Origin of the sequence: Microbacterium sp. RURRCA19A (genome assembly GCF_900156455.1) — a bacterium.
In the GTDB taxonomy this organism is placed as follows: Bacteria; Actinomycetota; Actinomycetes; order Actinomycetales; family Microbacteriaceae; genus Microbacterium.
The window spans coordinates 856,657-878,399 of sequence record NZ_FTNQ01000002.1 but is presented as its reverse complement, the minus strand read 5'-3'; the positions used below and the strand labels follow the sequence as shown (position 1 = coordinate 878,399).

The following is a 21,743-nucleotide window of genomic DNA, read 5'->3' as shown; positions in this document are numbered from 1 at the left end:
TCAGACTGTAGTGTGGAGGCCTCGGTTCGTCAAGGGGAGGAGCATCGGTGTCAGCGAGCATCAAGGACGTCGCGGCCGCCGCGGGAGTCTCGGTCGGCACCGTCTCGAACGTGCTCAACCGCCCCGAGAAGGTCTCCCCCGCCACCGTGGAACGCGTGCACGCGACGATCGAGGAGCTCGGATTCGTGCGCAACGACGCCGCACGCCAGCTGCGCGCGGGACGGAGCCGTTCGGTCGGTCTGATCGTGCTCGACAGCGCGAACCCCTTCTTCGCCGAGGTCGCACGGGGAGCGGAGGAGCGAGCGGATGCCGAGGGCCTCTCCGTTCTGCTCGGGAACAGCGGGCAGGACGGGGCGCGCGAGAACACCTACCTCGACCTCTTCCGGGAACAACGCGTCCGCGGCGTACTGCTCACACCGAGCGATGTCGCAGCCGCCGGAATCGCGCATGCAGGCCTCCCGCTCGTGCTCGTCGACGGCGAAGCGCCCGACGGCAGCCTGCCCTCCGTCGCCGTCGACGACGTCGAGGGCGGATATCTCGCCACCCGCCACCTGCTCGAGCGCGGTCGACGGCGCCTCGCGTTCGTCGGGGGTCCGGTCGCCGTCCGTCAGGTCGCGGCACGACTCGACGGCGCGCGGCGAGCCCTCGCCGAAGCCCCCGACGCCCACCTCGAGATCATCGAGAAGCCCACCCTCACCGTTCTCGCCGGCCGGGAGGTCGGCGAAGCGTTCGCCGCCCGCCGGCCCGAGGATCGCCCCGATGCCGCCTTCTGCGCCAACGATCTCCTCGCCGTGGGCCTTCTGCAGGGGTCGGCGATCCTGGGGACGATCCGGGTGCCGGAGGATCTCGCGATCATCGGCTACGACGACATCGACTTCGCCCAGTCAACGGTGGTGCCGCTGTCGTCCGTACGCCAACCGGCACACGAGATCGGCGTCACCGCGATCGAGCTGCTGCTCGAATCGTTCGCCGAACCCGCCGCGGCACCGCGGCGAGTGCGGTTCCGTCCGGAGCTGGTGGTCCGGGCCTCGACCGGCGGCTGACCCCGGCCCCGGGCGGCGGCCGGCCGGCGACGCCTCAGTGCCCGACCAGCACACCCCCGCCGTCGACCTGCTTCGGCGTCCGCACGAACGCCGCCAGCACCACCACCGCGATCGACAGGCACGCCGCGACGAAGAAGGCGGAGTGGATGCCGCTGGCCGTGGCATCCACGATCCCGCTGCCCTCGCCCACAGCGGCGGCCGCACCGACCGTCATCAGGGTGACGAACACCGCCGTGCCCGCCGCGCCCGCCAGCTGCTGCACGGTGGAGACGATCGCCGATCCGTGCGGGTAGAGCTCGCGCGGCAGGGAACCCAGCGCCGCCGTCATCAGCGGCGTGAACATGAAGGCCAACCCGAGACTGAGGACGCAGTGCACGGCGATGATGAAGCCGATGGGGGTGGCCGCCGACAGCGTCGAGAAGCCCCACAGGGCGACGCTCGCGACGACCGCCCCGGGCAGCACCAGCGGGCGCGCGCCGAAACGGTCGAACAGCGAGCCCACCAGCGGCGCCATGAGTCCCATGACGAGCCCGCCGGGGAGCAGCATGAGCCCCGTCGGCAGGGTCCCGAGGCCCAGGACGTTCTGCAGGTACAGCGGCAGCAGGATCAGTACGCCGAACAGCGTCGTCATCGCCACGACCACGAGCACGACGGCCACCGTGAACGTCGAATGGCGGAAGACGGAGAGGTTCAGCAGCACGCGGTCGGTCGCGCCCAGACGGAGCTGACGGACGATGAAGGCGGCGAGCGCCAGGATGCCGACGACCAGCGGCACCCAGACGGGCACGATCGCGTGGCCACCCGCGGCCTCGCCGATGCTCGAGAGGCCGAAGATGAGCCCGCCGAAGGCGAGCGCGGACAGCACCACCGAGACCGCGTCGAGCGTGACGGGGCGGGTGTCGGTGAGGTTGCGGACCCAGCGTGCACCGAGGGCGATCGCGACGAGCGCGATCGGGACCATCACGACGAACATCGCCCGCCACGGGAACGCCGACAGGATGAGGCCCGACACGGTCGGTCCGATCGCGGGGGCCACCGAGATCACGATGGAGATGAGGCCCATCATGCGCCCGCGGCGATCGACGGGCACGACGTTGAGCACGGTGGTGAACAGCAGCGGGATCATGATCGCCGTACCCGAAGCCTGCACGATGCGCCCGACCAGCAGCACCCCGAAGCCGGGGGCGAGGGCGGCGATGACGGTTCCCAGCGTGAAGAGCCCCATCGCAGCGAAGAACAACGCGCGGAGGGGGAAGCGCTGGATCAGGAACCCGGTGGTGGGGATGACGACCGCCATCGTCAGCAGGAACGCGGTGGTCAGCCACTGCGCGGTGGCGGCGGTGATGTCGAGCTCGCGCATGAGTTCGGGGAGCGCGACACCCATGATCGTCTCGTTGAGGATCACGACGAATGCGGCGACCACGAGGAGGGCGATGACGGCGCCCGGCCGGACGGGCTTCGCGGGCGGGGCGGCGGTAGGGACGGTTCCGGTGGCGACCATGGCGACCAATCTGAGCAGAGGGCGACAACTTGGCAGCTACTGCCAATAAGACATCGACTACTGTATCGGAGATGAGTACCCCCGCCGCGCCCGGTCTGCGCGATCGCCGACGGCGCGAAACCGCGCTCGAGATCTGCGCGGCCGCCCTCGACCTGTTCGAGGAGAAGGGGGTGGCGGGCACGACCGTCGACGAGATCGCCGCACGGGCCGGGGTCTCCCCCCGGACGTTCTTCCGCCTGGCCGGCAGCAAAGAGGACGCCGTCTTCATCGACGACGACCGTTTCGTCACCGCCGTCACCGGCGCCGGCCGTCCCGGAGACGACATCGCCGCCCTCGCCGCGGGACTCCGCGCGGTCTTCGCGCGCGAACTGGAGAACCTGGATGCCGACTCCGAGGCCCGCGAGCGCTACCTGCGCGTGCGCCGGCTCATCGGGCATGAACCCTCGCTGCTGGGCGCCGCGATCCGCCGCGAGATCACGGCATCCGACCTCTTCGTCGCCGAGATCGCCGAACGCATCGGACGTCCCGAAGCCGACGTCCGTGCGGCGGCGGGCCTGACGGGCCTCGAGATGCGCACGACCCTCGACGAATGGGCGCGGTGCCACGACCGCGGCGAGGCCCGCAGCCTCGTCGACCTGCACCGCGACGTGCGCGAGATGCTGGCCCGCGCCGCGAGCGCCTGAGACTCACGTCTCGCGGGTGATCGTCACCTTCACCTTGAGCTGGCTCTTGCCCGGGCCCGCGTACACGCCGCGCAGCGGCGGCACGTCGTTGTAGTCGCGACCGCGGCCGACGAGGACGTGTCGGTCGCCGATCTCGATGTTGTTCGTGGGATCGAACCCCTGCCAGTCGCCCGCGAACCACTCCACCCACGCGTGCGATTCCCCGGTGACGGCCTCGCCGACCTCGGCGGACGGTTTGGGGTGCAGGTATCCCGACACGTACCGGGCGGGGATGCCGACCTCGCGCAGCGCTCCGAGAGTGATGTGCGCGATGTCCTGACACACGCCCTTGCGCGCCTCCCACGCGTCGACGGCGGTCGAGTGCACGCCCGTGACACCCTGCATGTACTCGATCGCGTCACCGATGGCCTCGGCGATCGCGTGCGCGGCGGGGCCGGGCCGGTCGTATCCGGCCGCGATCCCGCGGGCGAGCGCGGCCACCTCGGGGTGGGGCGCCGTGCGGCGCGTCTGCGTCAACTGCTCGACCGTGGTGATCGATCGGGATGCCTCCGCGCGCAGCGCGTCCCACGTGATGTCGGCGTGCTCGATCGGCCTCGGGCGCACCTCCACGAGGGAACGCGCCGTGATCGTCAGGGCCGAGTGCGGCGAGAGCACGTCGAACGCGGCGACGCGCGTGCCGAAGTAGTCGACGTACTGATTGACCGAGGTCGACGGCTCGATGTCGAGCGACGAGCTCAGCACGAACTGGCTGTCCGTCGAGCCCGGCAGCATCCGCGCTTCGTTGTAGGAGGCCACGACGTCGCCCGGGTACGCGAAACCCGTCTGGTGCTCGATGCGCAGGCGCTTCACGAGATCTCTCCGATCCACGCGGGCTCGGCCTGCGTCGGGAAGAACCGCGACCGGATGGCCTCGGAGGCCTCGCGCGTCACCGTCTGCACGCGCTGCATGTGCTCGGGGAGCTCGGCGAGGATGTCGCTGATGGGGCGGTACTCCAGGTCGTTGCGGATCTGCCCGAGGGCTCGCAGCACCGTGTTGGAGTGGCCGACGCGGTCGGCGCGGGGGTCGATGGCGCTCATGCAGTCCTCGGCGCGCTGGATGGAGTAGATGATCGACCGCGGGAACAGGCGGTCCAGCAGCAGGAACTCGGCCGCGTTGCGGGCGCTCGGCATCCCCCGGTAGGTCCGCAGGTACGCCTCGTACGCGCCGCACGAGCGGAGGATCGTCGTCCAGGACGGACCCGACACCTCGGTGAGCGACCGGGTCGCGAGCAGGCGCGCGGTCATGTCGGTGCGTTCGATGCTGCGGCCCAGCGTGAAGAACTGCCAGGCCTCGTCGCGGTTCGTCGAGGAGTCGACGATGCCGATCGCCAGCGCCGCGCGTTCGCGCACCCACTGGAAGAACTCGTGCACCTTCTCGGTCTGCAGACGCCGCGGCATCCGCGAGTTCGTCGTGTTCAGGGTCTCCCACAGCTCGGTCGAGACGATCTCCCGCGCACGACGGGCGTTCTCGCGCGCCGCGGTGAGCGAGTAGGCGATGCTCGACGGGTTCATCCGGTCGACCGCCAGGCGGGCGAGGACGTCGTCGCGGCGGACCGTGTCGACGTTCTCGGGGAACGGCGACCCCATGACGCTCAGGAGCGAGCGGCACGCCGTGTCCTCGTCGATCCACGGATCCTCGAGGAGGAGCTGCAGGTGGACGTCGAGGATGCGCGCGGTGCCGTCCGACCGTTCGATGTAGCGACCGATCCAGAACAGCGACTCGGCGATACGACTCAGCACGTGGGCACCTCCCCGTCGCTCTGCTGCTGTTGCTGCTCGGCCTGCGGGCCGTGCTGCACGCCCGCATCGGCCTGCTGCTGCTGTTCCTGCTGGTCACGGTCGGCGCGGTGGTCGCGCGGCGCCGTGGCCGGGGCGGGCTGGCCGTCGTAGATGATCGGGATCGCCTCCGTCACCGCCGCCTGGTCGGCCACGAGACCGGAGACGCCGTTGCCCTGGCCGTACTCGACGTGCGAGGGCGCGGATCCGCCGACGACCCACGTGTCCTTCGATCCGCCGCCCTGGCTGGAGTTGACCACGAGCTGCCCCTCCGGGAGCGCCACGCGCGTGAGGCCACCGGGGAGCACCCAGATGTCGTCACCGTCGTTGACGGCGAACGGGCGCAGGTCGGCGTGGCGGGGGCGCATGCCGTCCTCGACCAGGGTGGGGATCGTCGAGAGCATCACGACCGGCTGCGCGATCCACCCGCGCGGGTCGGCGAGCAGTCGCTTGCGCAGCTTCTCGAGCTCGGCGGGCGAGGCATCCGGACCGACGACGAGGCCCTTGCCGCCGGAGCCGTCCACGGGCTTCACCACGAGTTCGGGCAGACGATCGAGCACCTCTTCGAGCGCGCCCGGATCTTCGAGGCGCCACGTGTCGACGTTCTTCAGGATCGGCTCCTCGGCGAGGTAGTACCGGATCAGGTCGGGAACGTAAGTGTAGAGGAGCTTGTCGTCGGCGACGCCGTTGCCCACGGCGTTGGCGATCGTGACGTTGCCCAGGCGCGCGGCGAGCATGAGACCCGGAGCCCCGAGCATCGAGTCGGCCCGGAACTGCATCGGGTCGAGGAAGTCGTCGTCCACGCGACGGTAGATGACGTCGACCCGCTGGGGTCCGCGGGTCGTGCGCATGAACACCTTGCCGCCGATGCACAGCAGATCGCGCCCCTCGACCAGCTCGACGCCCATGAGACGCGCGAGCAGCGTGTGCTCGTAGTACGCCGAGTTGTAGACACCCGGGGTCAGCACCACGATGTTCGGGTCGTCGATCCCGGGCGGGGCCGACGCGCGGAGAGCGGCGAGCAGCTTGTTGGGGTAGTCGCCGACCGGTCGCACCCGCATCGACACGAACAGCTCGGGCAGGGTCTGCGCCATGACCCGGCGGTTCGAGATGACGTACGACACCCCCGAGGGCACGCGCACGTTGTCTTCCAGGACCCGCATCTCGCCGTGCTCGTCGCGGATCAGGTCGATGCCCGACACCTGGATGCGCACGCCGTTGGCGCTGCGGATGCCGGCGGCCTGACGGTAGAAGTACTGCGACGACGCGATGAGTCCGGCCGGGAGCACGCCGTCGCGCACGCAGTGCTGGTTGCCGTAGGCGTCGTCGAGGAACGCCTCCAGCGCCCGCACCCGCTGCTTCACGCCCGCCTCGATGCGCGACCATTCGTCGTAGGCGATGACCCGGGGCACGGCATCCAGGGGGAACGGACGCTCCTCGCCCGCGAAGTCGAACGTCACGCCCTGGGCGAGGTACGAACTGGCGAGCGAGTCGGTGCGCCCGCGCAGTTCCTCCTGCGTCATCTGCGCCAACGCCTGGTACAGCTCCCGATACGCCTCGCGCGAGGGTGCCGTGTCGCCGGGGGTGGCCGGGACACCGAACATCTCGTCGTACGCCGGGATGCCGGATGCGGTCTTGCGCGGCGCCAACGTGGAGCCGTAACCGTCGAACAGGTCACCCATGCCCTGAGCCTACCCACGCCCGTGTTGCGGAGGTGTTTCCCCCGCGCACGGCAGCGTCGTTAGGCTGACGCCACCATCTGCCGCCTCGACCAAGGGTGCCTCCATGCGCGTGCTCGTCACCAGTTCCCGCAACACGTTCGCTCTCGACCTCGTCCGCAAACTCGGCAGCGTCGGGCACACCGTGTTCGCGAGCGACACGTACGACGGCGCCGTCGGCAACCACTCGCGCTTCCTCGCCGGGCACCTGGTCACGCCGTCCCCGCGCTTCGAGACGGATGCCTTCATCGAGACCGTCGGCGCCTACGTGCGCGCACACGACATCGACCTGATCATCCCCACGTTCGAGGAGGTCTTCTACCTCGCCGCCCGAGCTGCGGACCTCCCCGAGGGCGTCGAGCTGTACGCGGGGGGCTTCCCCGACCTCGCACGTCTCCACGACAAGGCGAGCTTCCAGCGCTTGGCTCAGGATGCCGGAGTGCCGATCCCCGAGACGGTGGTCGTCACCTCCCCCGAGGAGCTGCGCACCGCGATCGACGGGTTCCCGCGGTACTTCGCCCGCGCGGCGTTCTCGCGGGGCGGCGTCGGGCTGCTCACCAACACCGGTCCCCTCGCGGGGAAGGTGCCGATCGAGGACTGCGTGCCGACGCCGGAGCAGCCGTGGCTCGTCCAGCCGTTCGTGGATGGCCCGATGGTCTGCACCTACAGCGTCGTCGTGGACGGGCGCGTCACCGCGCACACCACGTACAAGGCCGGCGAGCAGTGGGCGCACAGCACCGCGATCGCGTTCGTCGCCGTCGACAGCACCGACACCCTCCGGTTCACGCAGCAGATCGTCGACACGCTCGACCCGACGTTCACCGGGCAGATCTCGTTCGACTTCGTCGACCACGGCACCGACGGAACGCCCGACTACAAGATCATCGAGTGCAACCCGCGCCCCACCAACGGCGTCATCCTGCTCGAGGCCGAGGATGTCTCGCGCGCGATCGAGGGGACGGTCGAGCACACGATCGTCGCCGTCCCCGGGACTCAGCGCCAGATCACCCTGGCCGTCCTCGCCGAGGCTTTCACGGAGCCCCTCCAGCACCTGCCGAAGACGCTGCACGACCTCGTGCACGTGCGCGATGTGGGGGCCGGGTGGTGGGACGACGCCGCGATGCTGTGGAGCCCGGCGACCATCGTGCACGGGGCCAAGATCTCGCACGGGGACCGCAAAGAGGTTCTGGCCGCACTCGGCGACGACATCGTCTGGAACGGCGAGCCGATCCAGGGCATGAGCCAGGCGGACGCCGCGGCCCTGGAGGCCGTGCATTCCGGTCGCGTCTAGCCCGTCGGCATCCCGTCATCGGGCCGAGGTGCGCGCCGTCGTGCGGACTCCGTGCCCGACACGCCGATGGCCCCGGCTCCTCACCGGCGTGTCGCCACCGAACTCCGCACGACGGTACGTGCCGGCGCGGGACGGGACACGCCGGGAACGGATGCCACGACTCAGCGGCGCGGGCGGACGACGGTGTCGGCGTGCGCCAGGGCCTGCAGCAGCGGGGGGAACCGGGCCGAGACGCCGGTGCGGCGGAGACGGTCCAGCGCCGGCTCCTCGGCCGGGAGGCGATGATGCTGACCGCGGACGAGGCGTCGCGTGGCGTTGAGCAGGGCCATCGGTTGGGTGTCCAGCGCGCTGTGGCCGTTGCGGAGCCGGACCAGGGTGGCATCCGGAGCCGTCCGGGCCACGCGCTCGGCGATCTCGGGCGGAGTGCGCAGGTCGCGATCGCCCGAGAGCAGGACCATCGGCCAGCGGAATCCCGCGACCGCGGCGGTCAGGTCGTTCGGCTCGCCGTCGAACGCCGGATACCGTTCCGCGAGCGGGGCGTAGGTGAGGGCCGGGTCCAGCGGAAGACCGTCGGGCGGAGCGCCGTAGTGCAGCTCGCGGAACGCGATCGTTCCGACGACGTCGAACTCGTAGACGCCCGGGATCCGCGCGACCGAGCCGTCGCGGGACGCGTACGCGGCGAGTGCGTGCCACGCGAGACCCGGGCGGTGCCGTACGAGCGGGCGCACCAGCTCGGGGCCCGCGAGCTCGTAGGCCGCGCGTACGACGTCGAGCACCACGCGTTCGTCGATCCCGTCGGCCACGAGGCGACGCACGCCGCGGGAGAGGTCGTCGTCGGCATCCCAGAACAGGCCCCGCAGACGGGCGCGCTCGAGCGCCAGGTCCTGGGTGGACTGCAGCGCGGAATCGAGGAGCATCCCGGCCACACGGTCCGGATGCCGGGCCCCGAAGCTCGACGTGAGATAGCTGCCGTACGACGAACCGACGACGAACGCCCGGTCGACGCCCTCGGCGTCGAGCACGGCGGCGAGGTCGTCGAGCACCGCGGTGATGCGCATCGCGTCGGCGGGGAGCACCCGGCCGGCGAGGTCGTGCCGCGACCGGCCGATCCCCCGGTGCTCGACCATGAGCACGTCGAGGCCTCCCGCGGCGGCGCGACGACGCAGTCCCCGATACGGCAGAACGGATGCCAGCCCCGGCCCGCCCGGAATGATCAGCGCCGGGGTGGCGGTGCGCGGACCGGTGCGTACGTAGCTCAGCTCGAACGGGGGCGCGCCGCCCGCAGCCGGGCGCCGGAGGGTGCTCACTCGCTCGCGCATGTTCCCGACGGTACCCCCGGTCCCCTCGCACGAGTCGCCAGGATATGCCGCTCCCCGCGGGTCCAGGCGACATTCCTCGGCGACTCACGCGTGCCGCGCGCGTTCCGGTTGGCTGTGAGTTCGGGATGCCACGGCCCCGGCGCCCCGCGGGCTCCCTATGCTCCGAACGTGGCCTCCGCTTCCCGCACCCCCGACCTGCTCGCGGCCGGCGCGGGCGTCGCGGCCGCCGTGCTCGGCGCGGGGGCCGGCGAGCTCACCGCTGCCGTGGTCGCGCCCGCAGCGAGCCCGTTCGCCGTGATCGGCGGCGGCATCATCGACATCGCGCCCCCGTGGGGCAAAGACCTGGCGATCAGCCTCTTCGGCACGAACGACAAGGCCGCCCTCCTGACCGGCATCGCGATCCTCCTCCTGGCGGTGGCCGCCGCCGCGGGCGTGCTGGAACGTCGCCGCCCGCCGTGGGGACGCGTGATCCTGGGCGGACTCGGCGTCGTCGGTGTGATCGTGTCGATGACGCGGGCCGACGCCGACGTGCTGTCTCCGGCACCGTCGTTCGTCGCGGCGGCGGTCGCGGTGATCGTCGGTGCGTTGCTGATCGCCCGCCTCCGTCGCCCGGACGCCGCCCCCGAAGCCGTCGGACCGACGCGACGCAACGTCCTCGTCCTCTCCGGCGCCGCGGTCGTCGTCGGCGCCCTCGCCGCCCTCGGTTCCGCGGCCGTCCGCGGCGGTGCGCAGGCCGCGTCCGCGGTCCGTTCCGCCCTCCGCCTCCCGGCCCCCGCGATCACGACGGCCGTCCCCGCCACGGCCGAGCTCGGCCTCGACGGTCTCGCGCCCGTGATCACGCCGTCCGCGGACTTCTACCGCATCGACACCGCGCTCGTGGTGCCGCAGATCGATCCGGCGACGTGGAGTCTTCGCATCCATGGGCTCGTCGAAGAGGAGGTCGTGCTCACGTGGGACGACCTCGTCGCCCTCCCCCCGCGCGAGACCGTCGCGACCCTCGTGTGCGTGTCGAACGAGGTCGGCGGCGATCTGATCGGCACGGCCCGCTGGCTGGGCGTCCCGATCCGCGACCTGCTCGCCCGCGCGAAGCCGACGGCGGACGCCGACATGGTGCTGTCGCACTCGATCGACGGTTTCACGGCCTCCACGCCGCTCGAGGCGCTGACCGACGAGCGCGACGCGCTGCTCGCGATCGGGATGAACGGCGAACCGCTGCCGATCGCGCACGGGTTCCCCGTCCGCATGGTCGTCCCGGGGCTGTACGGCTACGTCTCCGCCACCAAGTGGGTCACCGAGCTCGAGGTGACGCGGTACGCCGTGGCCGAGGGGTATTGGACCTCGCGCGGATGGTCGGCGCGCGGCCCGGTGAAACTGGCATCCCGGATCGACGTCCCCCGCGCCGGTGCGCGCGTCGCCGCCGGCCCGACGGTGATCGCGGGAGTCGCCTGGCAGACGCACGTCGGCGTCTCCGGCGTCGAGGTGCAGATCGATGACGGGGCGTGGCAGCCGGCGACGCTCGCGACGGCCATCTCGTCCGACACGTGGGTGCAGTGGAGCCTGCCGTGGGATGCCACATCCGGTTCGCACACGATCCGGTGCCGCGCGACGTCCGCCACCGGCGAGACCCAGACGCAGCAGCGCGCCGCGCCCGCCCCCGACGGCGCGACCGGCTGGGACGAACTGACGCTCACCGTCGCGTGAGACGCGAAGAGCCCCCGCACACGGTGGGGGCTCTCGCGTAGCGCGCGATCAGGACAGGACGTGACGGAGCTGCTCGATCGCCCAGTCGATCTCGGTCGCGCGGATCGTCAGCGGCGGCGCGATGCGGATCGTCTGCCCGTGCGTGTCCTTGACGAGCACGCCGCGGGCGAGGAGCTTCTCGGCGATCTCGCGGCCGCTGCCCACGGCCGGGTCGATGTCGACGCCGGCCCACAGCCCGGCCACGCGCACCGCGGTGACGCCGTGACCGACGAGCGCATCGAGCCCCTGCGCGAGGTGCTCGCCGAGCGCCTTCGCGCGGGTCTGGAACTCCCCGGATGCCAGCATCTCCACGACCCGCAGGCCCACGGCGCACGCCAGCGGGTTGCCGCCGAAGGTCGAGCCGTGCTCACCGGGACGGATGACGCCCAGGACGTCCTGGTTCGCGACCACCGCGGACAGCGGCAGGATGCCACCGCCCAGTGCCTTGCCGAGGAGGTAGAGGTCGGGCACCACGCCTTCGCGGTCGCACGCGAACGTCTCGCCCACGCGTCCGAGGCCCGACTGGATCTCGTCCGCGATGAACAGCACGTTGTTCTCGGTGCAGATCTCGCGCACGCGCCGCAGGAACCCGTCCGGCGGGATCACGACACCGGCCTCGCCCTGGATCGGCTCGAGGAGCACCGCGGCGGTGTTCTCATCGATCGCCGCGGCGATGGCATCCGCGTCTCCGTAGGGCACGTGCACGAAGCCCGGCGCGTACGGACCGAAGTCGTCGTGCGCGGTGGGGTCGTCGCTGAAGCCGACGATCGTCGTGGTGCGGCCGTGGAAGTTGCCGTTCGCGACGACGATGGTCGCGGCATCCGGGGCGATGCCCTTCGTCCGATAGCCCCACGCGCGGGCGACCTTGATGCCGGTCTCGACCGCCTCGGCGCCCGTGTTCATCGGCAGGACGAGGTCCTTGCCGCACAGCTGCGCGAGCGCCGTGGCGAACGGCCCGAGCTTGTCGTTGTGGAAGGCGCGGCTCGTGAGCGTCAGACGCTCCAGTTGCTCGCGGGCGGCGGCCAGGATCGCCGGGTGCCCGTGGCCGAAGTTCAGCGCCGAGTACGCCGACAGCAGATCGAGGTAGCGCTTGCCCTCGACGTCGGTGACCCAGACGCCCTCGGCGCGCGCGGCGACGACCGGCAGCGGGTGGTAGTTGTGGGCGACGTGCGTGCCCTCGGCGGCGATGAGCTGCGCGCCGAGATCGTCGACGGTGGTGCTCATCGGGTGCCCCCGCGCAGCTCGAGCGTGCAGCACTTGATGCCGCCGCCGCCGAGCAGCAGCTCGGACAGGTCCACGAGGACGGGCGTGTAGCCGCGCTCGCGCAGCTGCGCCTCGAAGCCCTTCGCGCGCGGCGAGATGATGACGTTCCTGCCGTCGCTGGCGGAGTTCAGGCCGAACACCGCGCCGTCGGCATCCGAGACCCGGATGGCATCCGGGTAGCGCTCGCGCAGGATCGCCTGGCTGCGCTCGTCGAACGCGTTCGGCAGGTACGCGATGTTGGCCTTCTCGACGCCGCCCGGCCCCTCGACCGGGTCGAGCACGGCGATCGCGGTGTCGAGGTGGTAGAACCGCGGGTCGGTGAGGGTCAGCGACACGACCTCGCGCGAGAACACCTCGCCGACCTCGCGGTGGCTGTCGCCGGTGGAGCGGAAGCCGGTGCCCGCGAGGATCGTGTTCCCGACGAGCAGGAAGTCGCCCTCGCCCTCGTTGACCTCGACCGGCTCGGCGACCTCGAAGCCGTTCGCCGCGAACCAGTCGATGAACGCGGGTGCCTCTTCTGCGCGCTCGCGGAAGCGGAACTTCGGGCCGTAGGCGACACCGTCGATGACGAAGCCGCCGTTGGCCGTGTAGACCATGTCGGGCAGACGCTCGACGGGGTCGATGAGCTCGATCTCGTGGCCGAGCGACACGTAGGTGTCGTACAGCGACTGCCACTGCTGCACGGCAAGGTTCGTGTCGGTGGGGCGCGAGGGCTCCATCCACGGGTTGATGCTGTAGCTGACCGTGAAGTGCTCGGGCCGGCACATCAGGTACCGGCGGTGCTGCTGGACGCGCTCGTTCGTCTCGGTTTCGACGGCGGCGGCGGTGGGGTTCGCGGACATCTCTGCTCCTCAGGAGAAGGTGCGGCGGACGCTGTCCTCTGGGCCCGGTGGCCCTTCGACCCGGCGGCGCCTGTCGCGCCGTGCGGGGAAAGGTCGGTCCGAGCACGCCGTGAACCAGTGTCTCACGCGGGCGTGCGGGCGCGCGAGCGGGGCGGGCGGGTGCGGCGGAAGTTCGGCGATGCGCACCGGGTCAGTGGCATCCGCCCGCATCGGGCTGAGGCTGCGCGGATCGCTGAGGCTGCGCGTCGCGGCCGCGCGTCGCGCGATGTCATCCGCGCCGTCCGTGTCGGCGGCCCGTGGGAGAATCGTCGCGATGTCTGCCACCCTCGAGAATTCCGTCGTCCTCGACGAGGCCGCGGGTGTCGTCCGCATCCTCGACCGTCGCGTGTTCCCCGCACGGGTCGAATGGGTGGATGCCACCACCCCCGACGAGGTCGCCGCGGCGATCCGCGACATGGTGACGCAGAGCTCGGGTCCGTTGTACGCGGCGACCGCGGGCATGGGCCTCGCCGCCCTGCAGGGGCGCGGGCTGCCGCTCGGCGAAGCGCGCACCGCGCTCGGCCGCGCGGGCCGCGCCCTGGCCACCGCGCGCCCGACGAACGCGCACCCGCGCGACGCGGTTGCGCGCATCCTGGCGGCGGGGAGGGATGCCGACGACACCGACGCCCTCGTGTCGGCGACGCTCGAGACGGCCGAGGCCGTCGACCGCGACTATCGCGAGGCCAGCCTGCGCCTGGGCCGCGCGACGCTGTCGCTGCTGCCCGAGTCCCCGCGCATCCTCACGCACTGCTGGGCCGACGCCTATCTGTTCGGCCTGGTCGCCGCCGCCCGCGAAGCCGGCCGCGAGATCGAGTGGATCGCGACCGAAACGCGTCCCTATCTCCAGGGCGCGCGGCTCACCGCGCACTCGCTGCGCGAGCTCGACCAGAAGGTGACGCTCATCACCGACGGCATGGCCGCCGCGGCCCTCGCGTCGCCGCGGGGCGTCGGATCCGGGCCGATCGACGCCGTGGTCACCGCCGCCGACCGCGTGGCGCTCGACGGCTCGGTGGTGAACAAGGTGGGCACGCTCGCGCACGCCGCCGCGGCGGCGGCGTTCGGCATCCCGTACTACGCCATGGTCGAAGCGCCCGATCCGAGCGCCCCGACGGGCGCCGACGTCGTCATCGAAGACCGCGACCCCCGAGAGGTGCTCGAGGTGCTCGGCCGACGCACGGCGAGCCCGCTCGTGACCGACGCCTGGTACCCCGCGTTCGACGTCACGCCCCCGCGGCTGGTGACCCGCATCGCGACGAGCCGCGGCACGTTCGCCCCGGCGAACGTCGGCGAGCACTTCACGACCGATCCGGATGCCGAGGCCGCCGACGCCGCGCCCTCGCTGCGGCGACGTCGCTCGCCCGTCGAGCCCGCCCCGGTCGCCGCGACGGTGCAACCCGACACCGTCGCGTTCCGCCCCGTTTCCCCCACCCCCGACGAGGATCCTTCATGACCCGCATCTCCGCCGACGTCGTCGTGCTCGACATCGAGGGCACGACGAGTGCCGCCGGCTTCATCCTGGGCGACCTGTACGACTACGCGCGTCCGCGCCTGGACGCCCTGCTGGGCCGCGACGACGAGACCGTCCGCGCCGCCCGCGCCGACGCGATCGCCGAGACGGGTCTGGATGCCGATGCCACCGACGCCGAGGTCGCCGACGCGCTGCGCGGGCTCATGGCATCCGACGTGAAGTCGACTCCGCTGAAGACCCTGCAGGGGATCCTGTGGGCCGAGGGCTTCGCGGCGGGCGAGATCCACTCGCAGTTCTTCGACGACGTGCCGCCGCGTCTGCACGAGTGGCACGAGGCCGGCATCCGTCTCGCCGTGTATTCGTCGGGCTCGGTCGCGTCGCAGGTGCCGTGGTTCCGGCACGCGCCTCAGGGCGACCTCACGCCGCTCGTGGAGGACTTCTTCGACACCGTCAGCGCGGGGCCGAAGAAGGAGTCCGGGTCGTACGACCGGATCGCCGCGGCGCTGGGCGTGGAACCGTCGCGGGCGTTGTTCCTCACCGACCACCCCGACGAGGTCGCCGCCGCCCTGGCCGCCGGTTGGCAGGTCGTCGCGCTCGACCGCGCCGGGGAGCCGTGGCACGGAGCCGGTTTCGCGGCGCCGTCCGTGGCATCCTTCGACGAGATCGACCTGTCGCGATGAGCCTCCCCCTGACCGCGCGCGTGCAGGAGGCCGGAGCCGCCCTCGCCGCGGAGGCCTCGCGCTTCTCGGGGTACGGCTGGATGCGCGGCACCTCGGGCAACCTGTCGGTCGTGATCGACCGGGATCCGCTCGTGCTCGCCGTCACAGCCTCGGGCCTGGACAAGTCGGAGCTCACCGACCGCGACGTCGTGCTCATCGACGCCGACGGCGCGGCCCTCGACCCCGACGACCCGCGGCCGCCGTCCGCCGAGGCCGGGCTCCACGCGCACATCGCCGCGCGCACCGGTGCAGGCGCGGTGTTCCACGTGCACGCGTTCGACGCGGTCGTCGCGGGGCACCGGTGGCCCGGGGGCGTCGATATCCGCGACATGGAGATGCTCAAGGGCATCGGGCATCGGGCGCACGACGAGACCGTGACGATCCCCGTGATCGCCAACGATCAGGACATGACCGTCGAGGCCGCCCGCTTCGACGAGGTCTACGTGCCGGCGACGGCCGAGGTGCCTGAGGTCCCCGCGCTCATCGTGGCGAGCCACGGCATGTACGCGTGGGGCGTCGACATCGCCGCCGCCCGCCGCCACCTCGAGATCGCCGAGTGGCTGCTGCGTTTCACCGTCGCCACGCGCTGAGCCCCCGGCATCCTCCGCCGTGCCTCCACGCGGCGTAGCGCTGCGCCCGCGCCGGCGTTACGCTCACGCCGACGTTGCGCTCGTACCGGCGTTGCGCCCGCGCCGGCGTTACGCTCACGCCGACGTTGCGCTCGTACCGGCGTTGCGCTGGCGCCGTGCCGCGCCCCCACACCCCCGATAAACGGGATCCACGGCGAGAAACAAGCCGCCCCACCGTGTCTCGCCGTGAACAGCGTTTATCGCGATCGAGGGGACGCCTCGCCGCCGCACCGCCTCACCGCCGCACCGCCTCACCGTCTCACCGCCGCACCCCACCCCGTCGCCACGTCACCGCCGCACCGCCACGTCACCGCCGCACCGACCCAGCGCCGCACCGCGCCGCTCACTGCGCCCCCACACCCCCGAGAAACGCGATCCACGGCGAGAAACAAGCCGCGCCACCGTGTCTCGCCGTGAACAGCGTTTATCACGATCGAGGGGACGCCTCGCCGCCGCACCGCACCCCGTCGCCGCCGCGCCACACCACGCCGCCGCTGCACCGCACCACGCGGCCACGTCACCGCCCCAGCGCCGCACCGACCCAACGCCGCCAACGCCGCCCGCGCCGCCCGCGCCCGCCGCCCGCGATACCCCGCGTCAGCCGAGCAGCGCCACCGTGCGCGCGGTGAGGGCGCGGGGGTCGGCGTCGTCGAGCCGCGCGAGGCCGAGGGTCCGGGCGGCGCTCAGCACGAACCGCGCCGCAACGGCGCGCTCGGGCTCGGGCAACGTCTGGATGTCGGCGACCTTCGAGAACCCGACGATGCGGCGGACGGCCTTCGCGGCGCCGTAGATCGCGGCATCCGATCGCGTGACGGCGAGCGTGTGCTCGAGCACCTCGTCGCCGTACACGCGCGGGTCGACGCGGTCGGGCCAGCGGCGGCGGAACTCCGCCTCGAACGCGTCGATGAGCTCGACGGGCAGCTGCAGCAGCGTCTCCGCGTCGGAAGAACGCCCGAGCACGTGCGCCCGTGCGGCGGCGATGACGAGGTTCGCCCACACGGCCCCGAGGTCGAAGCCGGTGGGACCGTACGTGCCGAACTCCGAGTCGAAGGCCCGCACCGAGGCGCCCTCGGCGCGCACGAAAACCGAACCGGTGTGCAGGTCGCCGTGCAGCAGACTCTGCGTGCTCTCCTGGAACCGCTGCTTCGCCAGACCGATCTCGCGCACGAACGCCCGGTCCGCCCGCAGCTCCCGCACGTCGTCGTCGTTCGTGGCCAGCCAGCCGTTGTGCTCGTGGTCGACGTACGGCTCGGTGAAGACGAGGTCTTCGGTGATCTCGCTCAGCTCCGGGTTCGTCGCCGCGGCGATCGCGCGCCGACGCTCCGGCCCGGGCGTGCCGAACACGCCGGTCGCGAAGCCCACGGCCCCGACGTACCGTCCGAGTTCCGCGGCCGCGTACGTGTGCAGCCGCCCGGCGTTGAGCTCGCCGCGCCAGACGGCGTGGTCGCTGAGATCCTCGATCGACAGCGCGAGGTTCTCGGCGTCGAACCCGTGGAACGCGGGCACGTGCGCCGGGTCGATCCGCTCGTGCACACCGAGCACGACGGCCTCGCGCGCCGCGCGCTCGCGCGTGAGCGGCCACGACGGGTCGACGCGCACGTGCGGCAGCGACTGCTTCACGACGACGCCGTTGCCCGCGGCGTCCTTGACGATGAAGACGAGGTTCAGGTTGCCGTCGCCGACCTCGTCGACCGACACGATGGATGCCGGATCCACCGGTCCCGCCAGGTGCGGGCGCGCGACGAGGTAGGCGGGGACCGTGGCGACGGTCAGCTGATCGGTGAGGAGAGTCATGATGCGGTGGTGCTCCCGGCGACGATGGTGGTCTTGCGACGGCGGAACGTGAAGCTGAACAGCAGGGCCACGAGCAGCACGAGGCCCTTCCCGAAGTCCTGGATGTAGTACGGCAGGCCCATCATCGAGAACCCGGTGACCATGACGGCCACGAGCACCGCGCCCAGCGCCGTGCCCCACGCGTTGGGACGGCCGATGCCCAGCACCGAGACGCCCACGAGCGCGACGGCCACGGCATCCAGCAGCAGGCTGTTGCCGGCCGAGACGTCGCCCTGCCCGATGCGGGCGGCGAGCACGAGACCGGCGATGGATGCCAGGATGCCGCAGCCGATGTACGCGGCGGCGCGGTAGGCCCGCACGCGCACTCCGGCGAGGCGCGCGGCCTCGGGGTTCGACCCCACGGCGGCGAGCGCACGCCCCCAGCGGGTGCGGTCGAGGACGAACCACAGCACGACCGTGAGTCCGAGGAAGAGCACGACGGGCACGGAGAGCGGACCGATGAAGCCCCGGTCGAACCAGAGGAAGTCGGGCGTGAAGCGCCCCGGGGCGGTGGTGCCGTCGTCGAGGGTCATCTGCGACGAGATCGACTTCCCGTCGACGATGATGAGCTTCAGCCCCACGACGGTGAACATCGTCGCGAGGGTCGCCAGCAGATCGGGGATGCGGGCGAACACGATCAACGCCGCGTTGATCGCACCGATCAGCGCGCCGGAGAGCAGCACCACGCCGACGGCGATCCCGCCGACCTGGTTGCCGATGACCATCGTCCACGCGGCGATCGACACCGCGAATCCGGCGTTGGCCCCCACCGACAGGTCGAGGCCGCCGACGGTCATCGCGAGGGTCACACCGAGACCGGCGATGCCGATCGGGGCGATGTACTTCAGCATCCCGACGAGGTTCTCGGGCGTCGCGAAGGCGGGCTGGCTGACGGCGAAGAACGCGATGAGCAGCACGGTGACGGCGACGAAGCCCCACTTCGCGATGGCATCCACGATCCGGGATCCGACGCTCGGCCGCGCGGGAGCGAGGGCGGTGGTCATGCGGTTTCCTTCCGGTGGCCGGAGTCGTCGAGGAGGGCCGCGACGATGCGCGCCCGGTCGAGGGCTCCGGCGGGGGTGTCGAGGACGATGCGGCCCGACACGAGGACGACGATGCGGTCGGCGACGTCGAGGATCTCATCGACGTCGCTGGAGAGCACGAGCACGGCGGCTCCGGCGGCGGCGCGGTCGCGTGCGGCGTCGCCGATGCGGCGGCGGGCGCCGATGTCGACGCCGCGGAACGGCTCGTCGAGCACCGCGAGGCGCGGCCCCGTGCGCAGCCACCGTCCCACGACGACCTTCTGCTGGTTGCCGCCCGAGAGGTCGTCGACCCGAGTCTCGGCGGACGGTGCGACGACGCCGTACGCGTCGATCACCTCGTCGGCGGCGGCGCGCTCGCGCGCGGGCGACACCACTCCCCACCGCGAGATCTCCCGCAGCACCGGGAGGCCCACGGTGCGGCCGATCGACCACCCGGGCTGGATCCCCTGCCGCTGGCGGTCCTCGGGCACGAGCACGACCCCGGCGTCCTGGGCCGCCACGGGCGACGCGGGACGGTAGGGCGCGCCGTCGAGCCGGAGGCGGGCGGTGCCGGTCGGGCGGACCCCCGCGACGAGTTCGGCGAGTTCGGTCTTCCCCGCCCCGAGGAGCCCCAGGATGCCGGTCACCTGGCCCGCGGCGACGTCGAGCGTCAGCGGCTCGCTCCCGGGCAGCAGCGCGGCGCCTTCGATGGAGAGGACCTCGGCGCCGGCGGCGAGCGGTTCGGTGATGTGCTGCTGCAACTCGGTCGGGACGCCCAGCATCGCCTCCAGCGCCACCTGCCAGTCGAACGGGCGAGCGGCCTCGAGCTCGAGGCGACCGTCGCGGAGCACGACGATGCGATCGGCGAGCCGCTCGATCTCGCCGAACCGGTGGCTGACGAAGAGGATCGACAGGCCCTCGTCGCGCAGCACCCGCAGCACCGCGAACAGGCGGTCCGCCTCGGCCGCCGTGAGCGCCGAGGTGGGCTCGTCGAGGATCAGCAGGCGCGGGGTCGATCGCAGCGCGCGGGCGAGCACGAGCAACTGGGCGTCGGAGGTGCCCAGGCGCGCGGCATCCGCCCGCAGGACCTCGTCGGACCACGACAGCCCGAGACGGTCGAGCGCCGCGCGCGCGACACGCTCGGCCTCCGCCCGACGCACGAGGCGATGCCCTCCGGTCGCGAAGTCGGTGAGGGCGAGGTTGTCGGCGACGCTCAGGCCCGGGACGATGCCGTCGGCGATGCGCTGGTGGACGGTTTCGATCCCGGCGCGACGGGCGCGGGCGGGCGACCCGAGACGCTGGGCCGAACCGCCGACCGAGATCTCGCCCGTGTACCCGGCGTTGGCACCCGAGATCGCGCCGATCAGCGTCGACTTCCCGGCGCCGTTGGTCCCGAGGAGCGCCGTGATGCTGCCGGGCAACAGGTCGAGCGAGACGTCGCGGAGCACCACGTTGGTGCCGAACCGCACGCCGACGCCGCTCAGGCGGACGACGGGGGTGTCGTCCGCCTGAGCGGCGTGAGAGAGCGGAAACGTCATCCGGAGACGGCGGGCAGCCAGTCGGCGACCACCGTGTCGTTCAGGAGCAGCGACGGCTCGGCCTCGCGCAGCTGGGCGACGTTGGTGATGCCCTTCTCGATCAGGAAGTCGCGCGTGATCGTCACGGCGGGGAACTGGACGGTGTCCTCGGTGAGCTGGCCGGCCAGCTTCAGCGCCAGCGCGCGCACGACACCGGCGCCCACGGCCGACGGGTCGGTCGCGCTCGTGGCGACCCACGGGCTGCCGTCGGCGGTGATGACCTCGATGTCGGCGTTGGAGATGTCGATGCCGTAGACCTTCACCTTGTCCTGCAGGTTGTTCTGCAGCACCGCCTGGACGACACCCTTCGTGATCTCGTCGTACGGGGCGAAGATCGCCTGCACGCCCGGGTTGGCCTTGAGCGCCGCGTCGACGAGCGGGATGTTGTCGGTCGCGGTCGACTCGGTCACCTTGCCGGTGAAGAACAGCTGGTCGAGACCGTTCTTCGCGACGACCTCGTCCCACACCTTCTTGCGGCGGTCCAGCGGTGCGAAGCCCTCGGCGCTGACCAGGCCGACCTTCGCGCCCTCGCCGTTGTCCTTCACGAGCTGGTCGAGGACGCCCTGCGCCATCGACGCGTCCGACTGCGAGGTGACGACGACACCCGTGGTGTCCTCGAGCGCGAGGTCGTAGACGATGACCGGGATGCCGGCATCCACTGCTTCGCGCACGCGCGGCTCGATCGTGTCGGTCTGGCCGTGGTCGACGATGATCGCGTCGGGCTTGGCGGCGATCGCCTGTTCGAGGTCGGAGGCCTGCTTGGCGTTGTCGTTGCGGGCGTCGTAGACCGTGAGGTCGATGTTGACGGCCGCGGCCTGCGCCTTGGCGCCGGCGGTCCACGCGGTGAAGAAGTCACCGGCACCGGACTGCTGCACGAGGGCGACCTTCACGGGCGCGCCGTCGAACGGTGCGGGCAGGTTCTCGGCTTTCTGGACCGGAGCGGCAGACGCGGCCGGAGCGGCGGTGTTCTGCTGAGCGCAGCCGGTGAGGGCGAGGGCGGCGATTCCGGCGGTGGCGACGAGAGTCGCCCAGCGGTGGGAGCGAACGGACACGGGGTCCCCTTCGAAAGGAGTCGGGTGCGAAAGGCCCTCTCGGGTGCTGTGGGCGAGGACCGTCGAGCAGTCAAGCAGGGCCGCCCCTCACGGACCGTTCGAGGTTGCGCTTTGTTACGCCGCGCCCGTCACACCGCGCCCGCTCACAAGGCGCGAGCGCGAGAATCGGAGAGTCCCGACCGTATTCGTC

At 71.9% G+C, this 21,743-nt stretch carries 18 protein-coding genes; 7 read left to right on the top strand and 11 right to left on the bottom strand.

Going from position 1 to position 21,743, the window contains the following annotated elements:
* Positions 1–47: 47 nt before the first annotated feature.
* Positions 48–1,043, top strand: coding sequence for a LacI family DNA-binding transcriptional regulator (locus BW982_RS12040; RefSeq protein ID WP_076493458.1), 996 nt, complete (start codon positions 48–50; stop codon positions 1,041–1,043).
* 34 nt (positions 1,044–1,077) lie between these two features.
* Here the strand turns inward: BW982_RS12040 and BW982_RS12035 are convergent, their stop codons facing one another.
* Complete coding sequence (locus BW982_RS12035; protein ID WP_076493456.1) at positions 1,078–2,544, bottom strand: MDR family MFS transporter; 1,467 nt, start codon at positions 2,542–2,544, stop codon at positions 1,078–1,080.
* 71 nt (positions 2,545–2,615) lie between these two features.
* On the opposite strand from BW982_RS12035, the gene BW982_RS12030 reads away from it, so the two are divergent.
* Entirely contained in the window at positions 2,616–3,227 is a 612-nt protein-coding gene (locus BW982_RS12030; RefSeq protein WP_076493454.1) for a TetR/AcrR family transcriptional regulator, read from the top strand.
* Between the two features lie 3 nt (positions 3,228–3,230).
* Here BW982_RS12030 and BW982_RS12025 read toward each other — a convergent pair whose 3' ends face one another.
* Genes BW982_RS12025 through BW982_RS12015 form a run of 3 tightly spaced genes read right to left on the bottom strand, consistent with a single transcriptional unit; the run spans position 3,231 to position 6,723 of the window.
* Positions 3,231–4,076, bottom strand: a complete 846-nt coding sequence (locus BW982_RS12025) for a transglutaminase family protein (RefSeq protein ID WP_076493452.1) — start codon at positions 4,074–4,076, stop codon at positions 3,231–3,233.
* The gene (locus BW982_RS12020) at positions 4,073–5,005 is read right to left on the bottom strand and encodes an alpha-E domain-containing protein (protein ID WP_076493450.1); all 933 of its coding nucleotides are present in this window, start codon (positions 5,003–5,005) and stop codon (positions 4,073–4,075) included. The genes BW982_RS12025 and BW982_RS12020 overlap by 4 nt, the downstream gene beginning before the upstream one ends.
* A complete protein-coding gene (locus BW982_RS12015; RefSeq protein WP_076493448.1) occupies positions 4,999–6,723 on the bottom strand; it encodes a circularly permuted type 2 ATP-grasp protein in 1,725 nt (574 codons plus the stop codon). Before BW982_RS12015 ends, BW982_RS12020 begins: the two co-directional genes overlap by 7 nt.
* A gap of 103 nt (positions 6,724–6,826) precedes the next feature.
* Here BW982_RS12015 and BW982_RS12010 point away from each other — a divergent pair, with 103 nt between their 5' ends.
* On the top strand, positions 6,827–8,050 hold the full coding sequence (locus BW982_RS12010) for an ATP-grasp domain-containing protein (protein ID WP_076493446.1): 1,224 nt from the start codon (positions 6,827–6,829) through the stop codon (positions 8,048–8,050).
* 161 nt (positions 8,051–8,211) lie between these two features.
* On the opposite strand, the gene BW982_RS12005 is transcribed toward BW982_RS12010, so the two are convergent.
* Complete coding sequence (locus BW982_RS12005; RefSeq protein ID WP_076493444.1) at positions 8,212–9,369, bottom strand: alpha/beta fold hydrolase; 1,158 nt, start codon at positions 9,367–9,369, stop codon at positions 8,212–8,214.
* Positions 9,370–9,537: 168 nt separating this feature from the next.
* Between BW982_RS12005 and BW982_RS12000 the strand changes: the two genes are divergently transcribed.
* Positions 9,538–11,070 (top strand): molybdopterin-dependent oxidoreductase, encoded by a 1,533-nt coding sequence (locus BW982_RS12000; RefSeq protein ID WP_083696663.1) that lies wholly within the window; start codon positions 9,538–9,540, stop codon positions 11,068–11,070.
* Between the two features lie 48 nt (positions 11,071–11,118).
* On the opposite strand, the gene rocD is transcribed toward BW982_RS12000, so the two are convergent.
* Both rocD and ddaH read right to left on the bottom strand, forming a co-directional pair.
* Positions 11,119–12,333 carry an ornithine--oxo-acid transaminase gene (rocD, locus tag BW982_RS11995; RefSeq protein WP_076493442.1) on the bottom strand — a complete coding sequence of 405 codons (1,215 nt, stop codon included), beginning with the start codon at positions 12,331–12,333 and terminating at the stop codon, positions 11,119–11,121.
* Positions 12,330–13,214 (bottom strand): dimethylargininase, encoded by an 885-nt coding sequence (gene ddaH / locus BW982_RS11990; protein WP_076493440.1) that lies wholly within the window; start codon positions 13,212–13,214, stop codon positions 12,330–12,332. The genes rocD and ddaH overlap by 4 nt, the downstream gene beginning before the upstream one ends.
* A 313-nt stretch (positions 13,215–13,527) precedes the next feature.
* On the opposite strand from ddaH, the gene BW982_RS11985 reads away from it, so the two are divergent.
* The 3 genes from BW982_RS11985 to mtnB are packed head-to-tail and all read left to right on the top strand — an operon-like array spanning position 13,528 to position 16,030.
* A complete protein-coding gene (locus tag BW982_RS11985) occupies positions 13,528–14,703 on the top strand; it encodes a translation initiation factor eIF-2B alpha/beta/delta subunit family protein (RefSeq protein WP_083696682.1) in 1,176 nt (391 codons plus the stop codon).
* A complete protein-coding gene (gene mtnC / locus BW982_RS11980; protein WP_076493436.1) occupies positions 14,700–15,401 on the top strand; it encodes an acireductone synthase in 702 nt (233 codons plus the stop codon). The genes BW982_RS11985 and mtnC overlap by 4 nt, the downstream gene beginning before the upstream one ends.
* Positions 15,398–16,030: a methylthioribulose 1-phosphate dehydratase gene (gene mtnB / locus BW982_RS11975; RefSeq protein WP_076493434.1), complete on the top strand. Its 633-nt coding sequence runs from the start codon at positions 15,398–15,400 to the stop codon at positions 16,028–16,030. The genes mtnC and mtnB overlap by 4 nt, the downstream gene beginning before the upstream one ends.
* A 636-nt stretch (positions 16,031–16,666) precedes the next feature.
* On the opposite strand, the gene mtnK is transcribed toward mtnB, so the two are convergent.
* The 4 genes from mtnK to BW982_RS11955 are packed head-to-tail and all read right to left on the bottom strand — an operon-like array spanning position 16,667 to position 21,553.
* A complete protein-coding gene (mtnK, locus tag BW982_RS11970; protein ID WP_076493433.1) occupies positions 16,667–17,863 on the bottom strand; it encodes an S-methyl-5-thioribose kinase in 1,197 nt (398 codons plus the stop codon).
* Positions 17,860–18,906, bottom strand: a complete 1,047-nt coding sequence (locus BW982_RS11965) for an ABC transporter permease (RefSeq protein ID WP_083696662.1) — start codon at positions 18,904–18,906, stop codon at positions 17,860–17,862. The genes mtnK and BW982_RS11965 overlap by 4 nt, the downstream gene beginning before the upstream one ends.
* The gene (locus BW982_RS11960) at positions 18,903–20,462 is read right to left on the bottom strand and encodes a sugar ABC transporter ATP-binding protein (RefSeq protein ID WP_076493431.1); all 1,560 of its coding nucleotides are present in this window, start codon (positions 20,460–20,462) and stop codon (positions 18,903–18,905) included. Before BW982_RS11960 ends, BW982_RS11965 begins: the two co-directional genes overlap by 4 nt.
* Entirely contained in the window at positions 20,459–21,553 is a 1,095-nt protein-coding gene (locus BW982_RS11955; RefSeq protein ID WP_076493429.1) for a substrate-binding domain-containing protein, read from the bottom strand. Before BW982_RS11955 ends, BW982_RS11960 begins: the two co-directional genes overlap by 4 nt.
* Between the last annotated feature and the right edge of the window lie 190 nt (positions 21,554–21,743).